The following is a 14,434-nucleotide window of genomic DNA, read 5'->3' as shown; positions in this document are numbered from 1 at the left end:
ATTGTAACTTTCGTGGAGAAAACCCAGTTTTTCTGGTAAAACTTATTAGGTTTTATAATCATACCTCAAATAAGAATATATAAATAATAAGTTCTTTGAGGTATGATTATAAAAGTTATGATTTACCCCTAGTTTTATTGAAGAAATCGAATGAAAGTTACAATTCAATAAAAATAGGGTATAACTTATACAATCTCTTCAATAATACTAATTCTTCACGTATATGATACTTCTACTCCTAATTTCATTAGATATTTTATAACTGTCTCGAATACTATTGGTTACTCTGATAAGCTCTAAATAATAGTCTTTACAGATATTTGCACGACATTGTTTTACCAAATATTCAGCATCTTTCTTTGTCTTTTTCTTTAATAGATATTTATAAACATAAAAAATTATATCTCTTTCAGCAACATATCTTTGGGTTTCTATTTTTCTTAAAATGAATTTAGCTATTTTCAACTCATTTTCCTTTTTTGATTCTGATAATAGATTTTCATCTACTTTAATTTTTTTAGATACTACAGTTGTTTCTCTTTGCTTAAATACATTACTAGCAATATCTTTTCCCAGAATTCTAGCAATTCCTTCAAAATTCAAAGCACTCAATGTATAATTATTAGCATATAATTCTTTAGATATGTTCTCCGATTTTTCTATGTCGGCATTTTTAAACTCTATAAAATTTGTATGATGGTATTTATTGCTAGTTATTTTTTCATAAGAATTTTCCGTGTATTTTTCAAATAATTCAGTAGGTATTTGTGATTCTTCCAGCTTTTCAATATTTTCTGTAATCGCCAGTTTGTTAATTACTCTTTGTATTCTTTTACTATCATACCTTGTTCCCAGAACAATATTTATTTCTTTTGCAATATTTTCACTTGTTAGGCATAGTAAATGTCGAACTTCCCCTGTTTTAAAATCTTCATACATATACTCTGAAAACATATCCAACAATGCGATAGATATATTCAAATCACTTCCTAAAAACTTTCTGAATTTAGGGTATTCAACAGCTAATTTTTCACTCTTCAATACTTTTCTAAAAAAATGAATTTTATCAATTTGTTCTGCTGATTCAGAAGTTCTATCCAAACCACTTCCAGTTAAATATAATAACAAATCAATGGATTTACAACTTCCTTCATACCCTGTTAGATTTAACAGTTTGGCAACCACTCGTAAAATATCTAAATTGGCAAAAGAATCCTTATTAAATCTATGATAAATTTGTGTGTCATCTTCCCATTGAATAACGCTCGCACTTGGATTTTCATCTTTTTCTAAAATATCATGAAACGGTTCTGATTTAGGTAGTTCTAAAAACTCTCTCATATCAATCGTTTGTCTTAAAATGACTCTTGCATTTGTATACGAAGGATAAACCTTAGAAATTTCTGAATCAAATTTATCTAGGATGATGGCTCTTGCTTCATCGATGGATTCTTGCGTATTTTCTTTAATTAATTGCCAAACCAGTTTTCTATCTTGAATTTCATATTGTTCACTAGAAATTTCTGTTTTTACCATTTTATTTATTATTTTTTTCGTTGGAACAATATCACTTGTAAACTGTTTTACATTTAAAAGATTGGAAAAATGAACTTCTTCATATCCTCGATTACTTCCAAAAAATAAACGGTTAGGATTGGAACATTTTCTATCAGCAGATGGGAATAAACGAAATAATTTAGTATAGATATTCCCAATCAGTAAATAATCTTTTACTGATTCATTCAACACAAAAACTACTCTAAATTTATCAACTATTGCTTCTTTATCAGAGAAGGTTCGATACATGAAACAAGCATTTTGTTTAATAAAGTCATGATTTCTTACATAGTCATAAGTGGTTATACCGTATTTTTCTATATCTACTTTAGAATTATCAAAATCAAGCATAATCAGTTGTTGCTGTTTAAAATTAATCGAATGAATGCGTTCAGAGAACTCTCCTGTTTCAAAATAGGTTGCCAACATACTTGTTTTTCCATTAACAGCAATACTTTCAGCAATACCATCAATTTCTTTTTTCTTTATTTTTTTATATAACACATTTTGAATCATCCTGACTTCATCAGAATTAGGTTTACTCTTTCTTTGAATATCTTCTATACAAAGCTCAATTTTCATACTTATAACTCCTCCTCAAATAATTTTCCATACTTAACTTGCAACAATTCTTCTAATCCACTTAATTTTTCTTCACTTATCGTTCGTTGTCCTTTTCTGAAGTTATGTAAATTTTGATAATGAATCCCGACAGCGTTAGCTACACTAGTCATCTTCACTCCATAATATCCTTCTAAAGTATCTAACCATTCTTTTACTTTTTCTTGTCTTTGAATAGTTTCTTCTGTAAATTTTTTATTTCTCATTGTAAGTTTCTCCTTCATAGTTATTAATTTTCTAATCACGATAGGACCTTACCATCATCCAACACTGAAGTAAAGTAAATCTACCATAATTGGACACTAAAAAATAAGTAGTCTATTTTTATCAGAAATTTCATTTTGCTATCTCCTATTTTCCTAGCACTTTCTTAGAAACAGTAAAATCTTTAAAAAAAGCTGATATATCGGTATTTTTTCAAATTTTAAATCTATCTACATACTAAAAAACACCTCTCAGATTCATTTAAGCGTAGAATTACCCACAAAAATTTTTTCATGGCGTTTGAGAGGTGTTTTTTGAAAAATAACACTTTAAAACGTTGATATAACAACAATCTGTTAATTTTGTCAACAAGTAGAAAAGTATTGATTTTACTGACTTTTTCGAGGGTCATTTTTTAAGTGACTTTTTACAAAATTTTTAAGATAATTTTGTAAATAAAAAAGAGACATGAATAAATTCATATCTCTTCTAACAATTCTGTATTCATTTTATCCATATGCTTATTCCATAATTCAATCACCAAGTCCTCGGAAAATATCAATTTTTCCTGCTGTTTATCAGATAGTTTTTCAAATTGACTATATAATTCATTTGCCAATTTATTTAAAACAATCTTAGGTATGGTCACGTTGGCTCTCACAAACGTTCGTTTTACTTTATTTTGCACATATTTCTTCTTATCTAAACTATTCATTCACATCATCCGTTGTGATTTCCAACCATTGCCCTAAATCATCATTTATACGAAAAGTAAATAGAGCATTTTCAATTTTCCCTAACTTTTTAATCTTTTTATCAAAAAAAATTAAATCAGATTCTTTTTCATACTTTTCTTTGTCATCAATAATTTGTTGGTTCCATTCTGATATATCTCTTGCTAAAGATTTTTCTTCACTCTCAGAAACACTATACGTTCTCAGATATAAACTCATTGGACTATATATGGGTAAACCAAAATCTTCAGCTATGACATATCCTGTTCTTCTAAAATCATAATTCCCTCTCGCAAAATAACCATCTTTTAACTTTTTGGAATATTGACCTTCAAAAAGTGTTGCATTTAAAATTTCTACCGCTCTGGGAACATTTCCTTTTACTTTTGTTACTAAATAAGCAAAATCCTTTGGTGATAATTCATTCGTGATTAAGCTTGAAACATATTCACTGATGGTTGAATATCCTCCTTTAACTGAATGTTCGTTATATCCTGAATAATCCAATTCAGAGGTAAAATCACGTGAAAAGAAACTATTCTCTTCTGCAAATTTCTCGTAATTATCAATATCATGTTTTTTCATATAATTTTTAGGAATTGCTACGCAATAATAATTCTCATTTTTAAATTCATTGGCTAATAATTCTTGAAATCTATAGGGGGCATAAGAATATTGCCCGTCTCCTGTATTAACGAATTTCGTGATTTCTGGTCGAACTGCTTCTTTCAAATCAACAGTATATTGAACTTTATCTTTTGAATCTAACGCTAGTTTAGTTAACTCATCATTTTGAGAATTATAGAGATAATACTCCATTTTTTGTCGTTTATTTTCATCAATATACTCTTTTTCAAACTTAAATGTCATCACTAATTGACCATCTTCATTTGAATAAGTTTTACCTACTGCCGAAAATGGTCTTAATTCTTTTGTTTCTTCAATAGTTAGCTCTCTTTTCAACTCTTTTTGTTTTTGAACATAGGTGAAAATTCCCCAACTAGAAATTAGAATTGCTCCTATTATTCCTATACCAATCTTTGTACGTTTACTTAGTCCCACAAAATCAATCCTTTCTCACTCTCATTCAATGTAATAAACCAAGGTTTTTTCTGCATAAAAAAAAGACCAATCTATCAATCTTTAAAACATTGATACACTCGTCTTTGTCTGTCAGTTATTTTTTTAATAAATTATCGGTAAAAAACCTTGGTTTTGTACCGATTAAACATCATGTTATACTACTAAATCTTATCGCTTGTCCAAAAAAATAGCAAGTACTATTTTCTTGATAATCCTTCACTTTTAGCCAAATTATAGACAGTTTTCACACTAATACCACATTTTTCAGCAATTTCATTTAGTGATAATTCTTTATTCTGATATAGCTTTAAAACTTTCTTTTTCGTGTTATTTTTAACTTTAGGTCTCCCAAGTTTTTTGTTTGAATTCGCCAATGCTTCTTTTGTTCGGATACTGATATTTTCTGCTTCAAATTCGGCAATAGCAGCTAAAACGGTAAAGAATAACCTTCCTGTGGCCGTTTTCGTGTCTACACTCTCTTGAATACTTTTCAGATGAATTCCTTTCGCATTTAATTCTGACATTAGATTCACTAACTGCTTACTAGACCTACTTAATCTAGCTAAATTGTAGACGAGTAAAGTATCTCCTGTATCCAAATTTTCTAACGCTTTTTCAAGTTCTGTTCGCTTCTCTTTTCTTCCACTAACTTTTTCAGAATAAATAATGTCTGATTCATACCGTTCTAACGCTTTTTTCTGAACTTCTAATCCTAAATCTTGTGAGCTAGTGCTTGTTCTGATATATCCAATGACTTTATTTGTCATCCTGCAAAACCTCCCTTCTTTCTTTAGTTTAATCGTTTATTTTCTATACAAAAATACCCTAGTACCACTGGAGGAGTAAATACTAGAGCAAATTAGGGATTTTATATCATATAGAAGAATATAATTATCAAATATTGTATCGAATTATATGGCAATGGTGTTTCGTCAAGGTATACATTTATTATTGCATCAAAAATAACATATGTCCAGCGAATTAATCCTCCTTTACTTTTCTATTATTTATCTTTAAATACTCTATTCCACAAGACAAAACCTTTTTTAACAATTGTTATGATGTTCTATAAAATTGATTTCTGATAAGTACTTGCTATAATTTATACTACAATAAAATAACAAAAAGGAGGCCATTTTTTATGACAAATGGAACAAGTCAAGGACTATTTATAGTTGTTGCAATAATTATATTTGGGATTTTTATAGCTATTAGCTATTTACTATTTAGAGATACTTTAAAACCTAGTTTATCGACAATATTTACTGACAGTTTAGAGCAAGCAGAAGGTAACCTAACAAGAAAAACTCTTTCCCCTCAATATCCAAAAATTACAGAAGAACAAAAGTACGTTAAAATTAGAAGTGAAAATAATGGAGCAGGTGAAACAGAAATCTGGGTTGAAATTTCTCAACTAGAAGATGGAACGCTATCTATAGATAAGAGTTCTAATTATAATGGAGATTATCTATACGGAAATTCTAAAATGACTGGAACATTAGTATTTCCAGATAAGATTCATGATATCCCAGTTACAAAAATTAAAAATAATGCTTTTCAATCAACCAATTTAAATGGTAAAATACAATTTCCAAAATTCTTGACGGAAATAGGGAGTTCTTCATTTGAAAAATCTGCACCAACGTCAGTTGTTTTCAATGATGGTTTAAAGGTTATTGGCGATAGTATTTTTAGTAAAGCATACTCCTCTTTTGAAATAAATTTACCTGATTCTGTAGAACATATTGGTAATAATGCGTTTAGTACTGTTATGATGCTTCGTGGAGAATTAAAACTTCCTGAAAATCTAAAAACAATTGGTAGAGGGGCATTTGCAAATTCAAATTATTCAGGGGAATTAATTATCCCTAAAAATGTAGAAAGTATAGAGAGCTTAGCTTTTCCAATTACTAAATTTAGTAAAGTAACTATAAAAAATCCTAACACAAAAATAGCTAACAATAGTATTAAAATGCAGGATGGTACTTGGTTTTCACGTTAATTTCAAAACTCCTTTGACAAATTATCAAAGGAGTTTTGTTATTAATTACATTTTTTGTCAACAAATTTTATACATAACGTTCAAATTTCCATCACCAAAATAACGATGCTATAATAGAATTATAGGGAGCGTAAAAAAGGATAGTTACGAGATGGATACTTATAAGAATTAATATTTTTTTATTTAGAAATGAACCCCTACGTTAACCCTACATTTCGTAGAATACATAGTTTGCATAAAGCCTTCACGGACCCTACGTATTCCCTGCACATCTAATTTTCTCTTAAGTATCCATTTTTTCTATGAAATCATCAAAATATGATTTAAAACATTGCTAAATCAACTTTTTTTAACAGATGAGAACTTTTTGAAAACTTTTAAAATTGAGGCTGCTTTTCAAAAAAATCGAATGGAAACCTCCACAAAATTTTCAAAACATGAGCTGCCATAAAAAATTTTCCATTTTATAATTCATTTTGAACACTAAAAATCCATCATAAGTTTGATGGAAAACTCTACTCTTCATCTAACTAAAAATGGATAGTTTAAAGAGTAGAAAAATTATAACTAGTAAACGAAAAAATAATCGGAGGGAGTGAACATGAGTAAACAAACAGTCAACATAAGAGCCATTGACACAGAGGAGTTATTTCAAATTATCCACGCAAGTAATGGTATTTATCAATCTACTTTAGTCAAACTTCTACAATGTAATAGGACGAGCCTTGAATCACGTTTAAAAACTTTAAAACAGAATGGACTCATTCATAAAAAGAAATCAAATAAATACTTCTGTTATACGAATAAGTATGATTTTCAAAATATCCAAGCATTAGATAAACAAACAGAGCTAGTTTCATTATTTATTGAGTTAGGTTTTTATACAAGTCGCATTCAAGTATTAACAAATGAGAAAAAACAAAAACAACTGTATCTCTCGGTTTTTACTTTAGGTAACCGTCTGTATAAGTCTTCTGATAAGTTAAAAAATCAAACAAGAGACTATCATAACATGCTAGGATATAATAGTCAGAAGGAATTTTTTACTCAATTTAGAAATAATAGATTTACTTCTTTTCCTGTTAAAATTTCAAATATTGACCAGTTGTATACCGATAACTACTTCACAACGAGTTTAGATGTTCCTGAAATTCTAGTAATTCCAACCAAAGAAGTATTATCTTCTATTGAATCAAAACTAAAAGATGTATCCTATTCCAATAGAGTAAACAAAAATACTGAATTTATTCGAGAAGATATTCTTATTTATATTTCCTCAGAGCAAAAATTACTTTATTTCTTTAAAAATAGTCAATATCAATATGAATCTAAAGAAATTACTACCCCTATTGATTTTTTCTATTATTTAACTAAATATTCTTACTCAAAAAATTCAATTTATTCGTCAAATGAGTCTAAAGATTTAACAGATGCAATAAATTTATATCGAATCAGACTTTCCAATAAACGAAAATTTAATACAATTAATAAAAATTTTCCAAACAAAAAGCACAATCTTAATTGACTGTGCTTTTTTGATTATTGAAATGGATTAAAGTTATCTAGACTTGATTGAATCTCCTCTTCTTCAATACCTATATATTTTAAAGTAACACTTTGCGAACTATGATTTAGAATTTTCATCAACGTGGTTAAATCTTTCGTTCTCTTGTAATAAAAATAAGCAAATGTTTTTCTTAATGTATGCGTACCAACGTAATCCAACTCTAACAAATCAGCAGTTTTTTGCATGATTTTATAATACTGATGGCTTGCCAAATGTTTCGTATTATCTCTAGGCGATGGAAACAACCATTCACTTTCCCCACCATGTTCTTCATCCAGATATTTAATGATTTGATTCGTTAATTGCATTAGATTAAGCGTTCTTTTCTTCCCTGTCTTTTGTTCAATAATATCCGTTTTCAACTTACCTTTTACATCTTCAACTTTCAGATTCAATATATCTGAAATTCTTAATCCCGTAAAAACCCCAAAAGTAAAAATGGTATAGTCTCTTTGCCCATGTTTATTTTTTAACAACTCGTTTGAAAATTCTTTTAAAACTTCTGTTGACTTAATCGGTTTTACATTAATAATTTTTTGTGCCATAACGAACCTCCATGATTAATTATTCATGGATACTTTCTATCTCATACATATTAAAACTATCCATCTTTACCAAAGTCCAATCATAGGCGTTGATAGAATAGGTTTTCCGATGGATAGAAATGTAAGAAGTATCCATTTGAGGTCCTTTATAGCATCGTTGTTGAAACGGTGCAAATTTGTAGAACACGATTTATTAATTAATAAAAAAACAATCTTGTTCTATATCCATTAAACTTTTAAAACTTTCAAGCGATAGCTTATTCTTAAGTCCTATTTTAAAAGTTGTAATCTGTGAATAATTAATATCAACATGATTTTTGGGGTGTTTGTTAGGAAAATCATGATTGAAATTTTCTTCGTCATCTAAATCACAGCGAATATAACCTAATTCAAACGAGTTTAACAAATCCACAATACTTAAAATGTTTTGTCCCAATTCCTCATAAGATGAGTTGTATTGGATACAAATTTCTTCTAAATATTGTATTTTATCATATAAATCGTTGTATTCATTATTCTCATTGAACCAATTTTCTTCGTTTAAATCTCTTAAAATACTAATCAAGTACGGCTCTAGCTCAATTCTTTTTGATGTAGCAAAAATAGAGTAACTTGAATCTTCATTTATTTTAATAGTAAATGGAAAAGAAAAACTAAAAATTTTTCTTGAGTTCTCACAATAAAAGAATAATCTGCTCATTTTCCCTATATGCAATTGAAAAACACCAAGATTATTATCCTTACTTAAACACCCAGTTAGTATATAACTACAACATTCCAATAATAAAGATATTAATTCTTTTTTACTTTTAATTCTAAACGACATCAATTGATTCATTTCATAAGTTATAAAATTATCTATTTTCTTATTCATAATCTTTAATCCAAATCTTTGTTAGCAAGAATTATCTGCTCAATTTTCTTTTTATCAACTGTATTAGTGTCATATGCTTTAACTATATCACGAAGTTTTTTCCTCTTAACACTTGGAATCTTGTACTTATTAAATATTTCTTCACTTATATCATATTGTGACTTATATTCTTCGTTTAAAATTTGAATAAGTTCTGTTTTATCCATTATTACTTCAGGCTTATCTACTATTAGCTTATTTTTCTCTAGAATAGATTCCAATCCTTCTTCAAGAATATCAATTATCTCACCTTCGATATCATGTAAAAGTAAGTATGAAGAAATGAACGAACGCGTCATCGCCATATACAATGTATTCCTACTAGAAAGATTAGTTTTTATCCCTTTATTTGCAACACATATAACAAAAGGAAATTCTAAACCCTTTATATTATATTTATTTGTAATAAACAAACTACCTTTTTCAGTCTTTTTAGTATCATACCCTTTAGTGGTTTTCCAAGAAAAAGAATTATTTATCTTGACACATAATCTATCTATTTGTGCAAAATTATCTCTTGATTGAGTAACATAAACAACTGCTATATCATCAGGCTGCACTGTAGGATTATTAGTCTTTATTTCTTTAATCACATCTATTATTTCCTCAGTACAATCTTCTGATTCACATTTAATTATTCTAGTACAATCATTTTTCTCATCATCAATATCATCAAAACGTCTAAGCGGTGTTCGAGATAGCTCATATCTTATCTTGTTATCTTTTGTAGGGAGTTGTTGAATATTATAACCAAAAAATTTCCATTCTGTTTCATTAAACCAATTTAATGCAGTTTTTTCAAACAAACCCAAGCCTAATGCATGAGCAAACATAAGCGTTCTATTATCAGTCCTGTAACATCTATTTAATAAATATGTTACTGAACGTCTCGCTGGAGGGACATCAGTAATGTTTTGAAAAATATCTCCAGCAGTGTATACAGTCTTTTTAACTACCATTTTACACAACTCAAAAAAAGTATCGGAAAAGTCCTGACTTTCATCAATTAATATATAATCAAAGCAAGGCTCAACATCATCCAAATTTTCTAAAAACTCAATTGCAGATGCACTGACTGTCTCTAAATTCGTGTACGAAGAATATCTTTGAAATGGTATTCCATAGGTATAGCAAATATAACTATACAAACCTGAATTTGGATTCGCCGCAGAACCCCAACTACTCATTGCCCATAGTCTTTCTTCCCAATCTATCTGTTCGTTTACTTTCATAGTAGTAAAAAAATCTGGAATACGTTTTTTTAAGCTATTGGTCAATGTTTTACTATAGCAGGTCATAACAATTCTATTTTCAGGGTCTTCCAAATAAAGTTCCTTCAATTTGTGTAGCAATAATTCGGTCTTTCCTGTACCCGCTAACCCTTGGATAGATATCAGTTTACTTTTTGATGGTTTAAAAATGAATCTAGTCTGGTCGCCATCAAATAAGATTATTTTTTGCTTAACTTTATCAAGAATATTTACAGGAGCATCAGTTCCAATTTTTTCGACAGAGTTTATACTACCTATCAACAAAGAAATAATAATATTTACATCTCTTTTGTCTTGCTCATCACTCAATTTGAATTTTTCTATACCTTTGATATTGAAATCATCTATGTTAACCTTCTCAACAAACTTTCTTTCCCACTTACGCTTTCTTCCAATTCTCTTTCTAAAATCATAAGTTATTGATATATTATCAATATCATCTATAATATCGTCTACATAATCCTCAAAATTATCTTTCTCGTTTGTATCCTTATTAATAAAAACTATTTTATAGTCTGGAATCAGGATTATAAAAGCTTTTTCATAATCATAATCAAAATTATTATTTCCCAAAGGAGAATTTAACACATATACTTGCCTTAATTCCTGACTAGAATAACTTTCTAATTCTCTGAACAAAAGTGTGTCTTCATCTAGTTGGTTAAAAAAAGTACTTGCTACTTCATTGTTCGGCATTCTTTACTCCCCGTTTCCAATTATAAAAATTCATCTCTGATAAAAAAGTCGCTTTTCATAGTGTTTATACCATTATATCAAAAATATGTAAGAACAAAACTTCAAATACAAATAATTTTTCTTTTTTTTATAGAAAATTGTATCAAATTTGTCTAAAAAATATCATATAATATTCTTAACTTTATCCTATGCTTTAAAGGGAGAATTTTTATGGTAAATGTTAAGCAATATTTATCTGTGTAAATACCATAATTGGGTCCCCTCAATATGACTATATTTTAAAAGTACATATAGTTTGCTCCCATAAATAAATCTCTACTCTCTAAGTAGAATCTTTTTAATGGTTTATGTGCCTTTCTTTCATATTAATCTTCCTTTCTAAGTATATTAATTATTTAAAACTGTTATTGTATATAAGATATTATTTTATATTTGATGTACGAATGGTTTGAGGTACTCACAAAATCAAAAATTATCTGGTTTGAAATAACTATAATAAACTTGACTTTCAATAGGTATTCCTATCAAGTTTTATAGATATAAATTTACTATTTACCTCAAATTCATCAAAGTACTCGTTTTAATAGATTTCTCAATAAAATCTTCGCTACTTAACGTCTGAACATATCTTTGAGTCATTTCAATTGAACTATGCCCCATATTTAGACTTAACGTATAAATATCTAATCCGTTCCGTAATTGCATACTTGCATAAGTATGTCTTAGCGTATGCCCCGAAAAACGAACACAATCTCTTATATCAATTTGTTTCTTTATTTCTTGCATAATCTGCCAAATACTTTTTTCATTCAATTTTTTACCTAAATTACTGACAATAAAAGTATTTCCTTCTAACAGCCCATATTTTCTTTTCTTAATTCGATGATATTTTAATATTTCTTTTTTGAGAATTGGACTGACAGCAACGGCTCTATCCTTATTATTTTTTGATTTTCTAATAATGATTTGATTATTCATAATGTCTTCATCTCGTATCTCGCAAACTTCGCTAATCCTTAACCCACATTCAATCATCAACATCAATATCACAACATTTCTTTGTGCTATATGTTTGTATGGATGTTTTTTAGCAACTGTCAGCATTTGTTTAATTTCATAATCATTCAAAGGATAGATTACTTTTCTTTGTTCTTTTAATCTTTCAATATCAACAAACGGATTATACTCAATATATTTTTCAATTAACATATAGTCAAATAACTTCTTTAATCTGCTAACACTTACATTGATTGTCGATGCTTGCATTTCTTTTTCTTTCATATCTATTATCCAGCTTTTTATATGTTTCTTTTCAAGCTGTAACGGTTCAACATTTATTGATTTGAAAAAATTTGCTGTGTTTCTCAATTTTGATTTATAATTTTTGATTGTTATTTTTGAAAAACCTCTCACTGTAATATCCATACAAAATTCTAAAATAATATCCTCCCAATTCATGAAAAAAAGTCCCTTCTTATCAAATTTTGATAAAAAAGGACTTCTTGCAAACCAACGCATCTTAATGGATTTTTGCTGAAGATGCGAGCTTCAATCTTCTAAAGATTCAGCTACTGATTGATTACAAATTAATTTTACATCAAACTTTTCAGTTCAACATCTGGATATTTATCCGCAAACCAGCGTTCCGCAAATTGGTTTTCAAATAAGAACAATGGTTGATCGAAACGGTCCCGTGCCAAAATGTTTCGGCTAGAGCTCATGCGTTCATCTAAATCTTCTGGATTAATCCAGCGGGCAATTTTAGAACCCATTGGCGTCATTACCACTTCAGCATTGTATTCATTAGACATTCGGTATTGGAAAACTTCAAACTGCAATTGACCTACGGCGCCAATGATATATTCTTCCGTTAAATATGTTTTGTATAATTGAATGGCTCCTTCTTGAACCAGTTGGTAAATTCCTTTATGGAAAGATTTTTGTTTCATTACGTTTTTGGCAGTCACTTTCATGAATAATTCAGGGGTAAATGACGGCAACTCTTCGTATTGAACATTCATTTTCCCTTCATACAAAGTATCGCCAATTTGGTAATTTCCTGTGTCATACACGCCGATAATATCGCCTGCAACAGCTTCTGTGACGTTTTCGCGGGCATCCGCCATAAATTGCGTCACGTTACTTAATTTGACTTTTTTGCCTGTTCTACCTAAGGTCACGTCCATGCCTCTTTCAAAAACACCTGAACAAATTCGAACAAAAGCAATTCGATCACGATGGGCGGGGTTCATATTCGCTTGAATTTTAAAGACAAAGCCTGAAAATTCTTTTTCATAAGGACTTACTTCGCCACCCTCTTCTGTTTTATGCGCATGTGGCGCAGGCGCAAATTGTAAGAAGGTTTCTAAAAATGTTTGAACCCCAAAGTTTGTCAAAGCAGAACCGAAGAAGACTGGCGTTTGATCACCACGAGCGATTTTTTCCTCGCTAAATTCATCGCCTGCTTCTACCAATAACTCAACATCTTCCAACACTTGTTGATAAACGCTGTTATTGTGCAATGGTAAATCGCTTGGTATATCGCCATCTTTTAAAGGAATAAAACGCTCCCCGCCATTATTTTCTGGACGATATAATTCCACGCGTTCATTATAAATATCGTATAGACCTTCTAGGCCTTTTCCCATACCAATTGGCCAGTTCATTGGATAAGATTCAATATCCAATAGTTCTTCCAATTCTTCTAAAAGTTCCAATGGTTCCCGTCCGTCACGGTCCAATTTGTTAATAAAAGTAAAAATTGGAATACCACGTTTTTTAACAACTTGGAAAAGTTTTTTCGTTTGTGCTTCAATCCCTTTGGCACTGTCAATAACCATCACAGCACTATCCACGGCCATTAAGGTCCGATACGTATCCTCTGAGAAATCCTCATGCCCTGGGGTGTCCAAGATATTAATCCGTTTGTCTTGATAGTCAAATTGCATCACAGAACTCGTTACCGAAATTCCCCGTTGTTTTTCAATTTCCATCCAGTCAGATTTGGCAAAGTTCCCTGTTTTTTTCCCTTTGACTGTTCCAGCTTGGCGGATGGCGCCCCCAAATAATAATAATTGTTCAGTAATCGTTGTTTTCCCGGCATCCGGATGGGAAATAATCGCAAACGTACGGCGACTATCGACTGCTTCTTTTTGATTGATCGTCATAAAAATCTCCTTATCACTTGTGATGTTTATTTATTTATTTTCTTCAGCATAATTTTTGATTAACCTTTGCTAGT

12 protein-coding genes are annotated in these 14,434 nt (G+C 29.6%); 2 read left to right on the top strand and 10 right to left on the bottom strand.

Annotation, left to right across the window (positions count from 1 at the left end; genetic code table 11):
- Positions 1–207 precede the first annotated feature (207 nt).
- The 5 genes from IGL32_RS02235 to IGL32_RS02215 all read right to left on the bottom strand — a co-directional run bounded on the left by IGL32_RS02235 (position 208) and on the right by IGL32_RS02215 (position 4,966).
- Positions 208–2,139 (bottom strand): hypothetical protein, encoded by a 1,932-nt coding sequence (locus tag IGL32_RS02235; RefSeq protein ID WP_202569253.1) that lies wholly within the window; start codon positions 2,137–2,139, stop codon positions 208–210.
- Between the two features lie 2 nt (positions 2,140–2,141).
- Positions 2,142–2,384 (bottom strand): hypothetical protein, encoded by a 243-nt coding sequence (locus IGL32_RS02230; protein ID WP_010776247.1) that lies wholly within the window; start codon positions 2,382–2,384, stop codon positions 2,142–2,144.
- 476 nt (positions 2,385–2,860) lie between these two features.
- The gene (locus IGL32_RS02225) at positions 2,861–3,097 is read right to left on the bottom strand and encodes a hypothetical protein (protein WP_010776246.1); all 237 of its coding nucleotides are present in this window, start codon (positions 3,095–3,097) and stop codon (positions 2,861–2,863) included.
- Positions 3,090–4,178 (bottom strand): hypothetical protein, encoded by a 1,089-nt coding sequence (locus tag IGL32_RS02220; protein ID WP_202569252.1) that lies wholly within the window; start codon positions 4,176–4,178, stop codon positions 3,090–3,092. Before IGL32_RS02220 ends, IGL32_RS02225 begins: the two co-directional genes overlap by 8 nt.
- A 218-nt stretch (positions 4,179–4,396) precedes the next feature.
- Entirely contained in the window at positions 4,397–4,966 is a 570-nt protein-coding gene (locus IGL32_RS02215) for a recombinase family protein (RefSeq protein ID WP_010776244.1), read from the bottom strand.
- Between the two features lie 374 nt (positions 4,967–5,340).
- Here IGL32_RS02215 and IGL32_RS02210 point away from each other — a divergent pair, with 374 nt between their 5' ends.
- Together IGL32_RS02210 and IGL32_RS02205 are read left to right on the top strand one after the other, a co-directional pair.
- On the top strand, positions 5,341–6,201 hold the full coding sequence (locus tag IGL32_RS02210; RefSeq protein ID WP_202569251.1) for a leucine-rich repeat protein: 861 nt from the start codon (positions 5,341–5,343) through the stop codon (positions 6,199–6,201).
- 601 nt (positions 6,202–6,802) lie between these two features.
- Positions 6,803–7,726, top strand: a complete 924-nt coding sequence (locus IGL32_RS02205; RefSeq protein WP_430600080.1) for a hypothetical protein — start codon at positions 6,803–6,805, stop codon at positions 7,724–7,726.
- Between the two features lie 14 nt (positions 7,727–7,740).
- Here IGL32_RS02205 and IGL32_RS02200 read toward each other — a convergent pair whose 3' ends face one another.
- The 5 genes from IGL32_RS02200 to IGL32_RS02180 form a co-directional block, all read right to left on the bottom strand.
- Positions 7,741–8,313 carry a site-specific integrase gene (locus IGL32_RS02200; RefSeq protein WP_010825024.1) on the bottom strand — a complete coding sequence of 191 codons (573 nt, stop codon included), beginning with the start codon at positions 8,311–8,313 and terminating at the stop codon, positions 7,741–7,743.
- Positions 8,314–8,506: 193 nt separating this feature from the next.
- On the bottom strand, positions 8,507–9,187 hold the full coding sequence (locus tag IGL32_RS02195) for a hypothetical protein (RefSeq protein WP_202569250.1): 681 nt from the start codon (positions 9,185–9,187) through the stop codon (positions 8,507–8,509).
- Positions 9,188–9,192: 5 nt separating this feature from the next.
- Positions 9,193–11,193 carry an AAA family ATPase gene (locus IGL32_RS02190; protein ID WP_430600078.1) on the bottom strand — a complete coding sequence of 667 codons (2,001 nt, stop codon included), beginning with the start codon at positions 11,191–11,193 and terminating at the stop codon, positions 9,193–9,195.
- A 552-nt stretch (positions 11,194–11,745) separates the two neighbouring features.
- Positions 11,746–12,711 (bottom strand): tyrosine-type recombinase/integrase, encoded by a 966-nt coding sequence (locus tag IGL32_RS02185; RefSeq protein ID WP_202569247.1) that lies wholly within the window; start codon positions 12,709–12,711, stop codon positions 11,746–11,748.
- A gap of 74 nt (positions 12,712–12,785) precedes the next feature.
- Positions 12,786–14,360, bottom strand: coding sequence for a peptide chain release factor 3 (locus IGL32_RS02180; RefSeq protein ID WP_002355543.1), 1,575 nt, complete (start codon positions 14,358–14,360; stop codon positions 12,786–12,788).
- Positions 14,361–14,434 lie beyond the last annotated feature (74 nt).

The organism is Enterococcus sp. AZ035 (assembly GCF_050548325.1).
GTDB classification, from domain to species: domain Bacteria; phylum Bacillota; class Bacilli; order Lactobacillales; family Enterococcaceae; genus Enterococcus; species Enterococcus faecalis.
Note: the sequence above shows the minus strand (reverse complement) of the source record. Positions and strands in the feature narration are given on the sequence as shown.

Coding starts and splice junctions, on each gene's coding strand:
- IGL32_RS02225 (WP_010776246.1), bottom strand. CDS start 3,097: ATGAATAGTTTAGATAAGAAGAAATATGTGCAAAATAAAGTAAAACGA.
- IGL32_RS02235 (WP_202569253.1), bottom strand. CDS start 2,139: ATGAAAATTGAGCTTTGTATAGAAGATATTCAAAGAAAGAGTAAACCT.
- IGL32_RS02210 (WP_202569251.1), top strand. CDS start 5,341: ATGACAAATGGAACAAGTCAAGGACTATTTATAGTTGTTGCAATAATT.
- IGL32_RS02190 (WP_430600078.1), bottom strand. CDS start 11,193: ATGCCGAACAATGAAGTAGCAAGTACTTTTTTTAACCAACTAGATGAA.
- IGL32_RS02215 (WP_010776244.1), bottom strand. CDS start 4,966: ATGACAAATAAAGTCATTGGATATATCAGAACAAGCACTAGCTCACAA.
- IGL32_RS02200 (WP_010825024.1), bottom strand. CDS start 8,313: ATGGCACAAAAAATTATTAATGTAAAACCGATTAAGTCAACAGAAGTT.
- IGL32_RS02205 (WP_430600080.1), top strand. CDS start 6,803: ATGAGTAAACAAACAGTCAACATAAGAGCCATTGACACAGAGGAGTTA.
- IGL32_RS02195 (WP_202569250.1), bottom strand. CDS start 9,187: ATGAATAAGAAAATAGATAATTTTATAACTTATGAAATGAATCAATTG.
- IGL32_RS02185 (WP_202569247.1), bottom strand. CDS start 12,711: ATGCGTTGGTTTGCAAGAAGTCCTTTTTTATCAAAATTTGATAAGAAG.
- IGL32_RS02180 (WP_002355543.1), bottom strand. CDS start 14,360: ATGACGATCAATCAAAAAGAAGCAGTCGATAGTCGCCGTACGTTTGCG.
- IGL32_RS02230 (WP_010776247.1), bottom strand. CDS start 2,384: ATGAGAAATAAAAAATTTACAGAAGAAACTATTCAAAGACAAGAAAAA.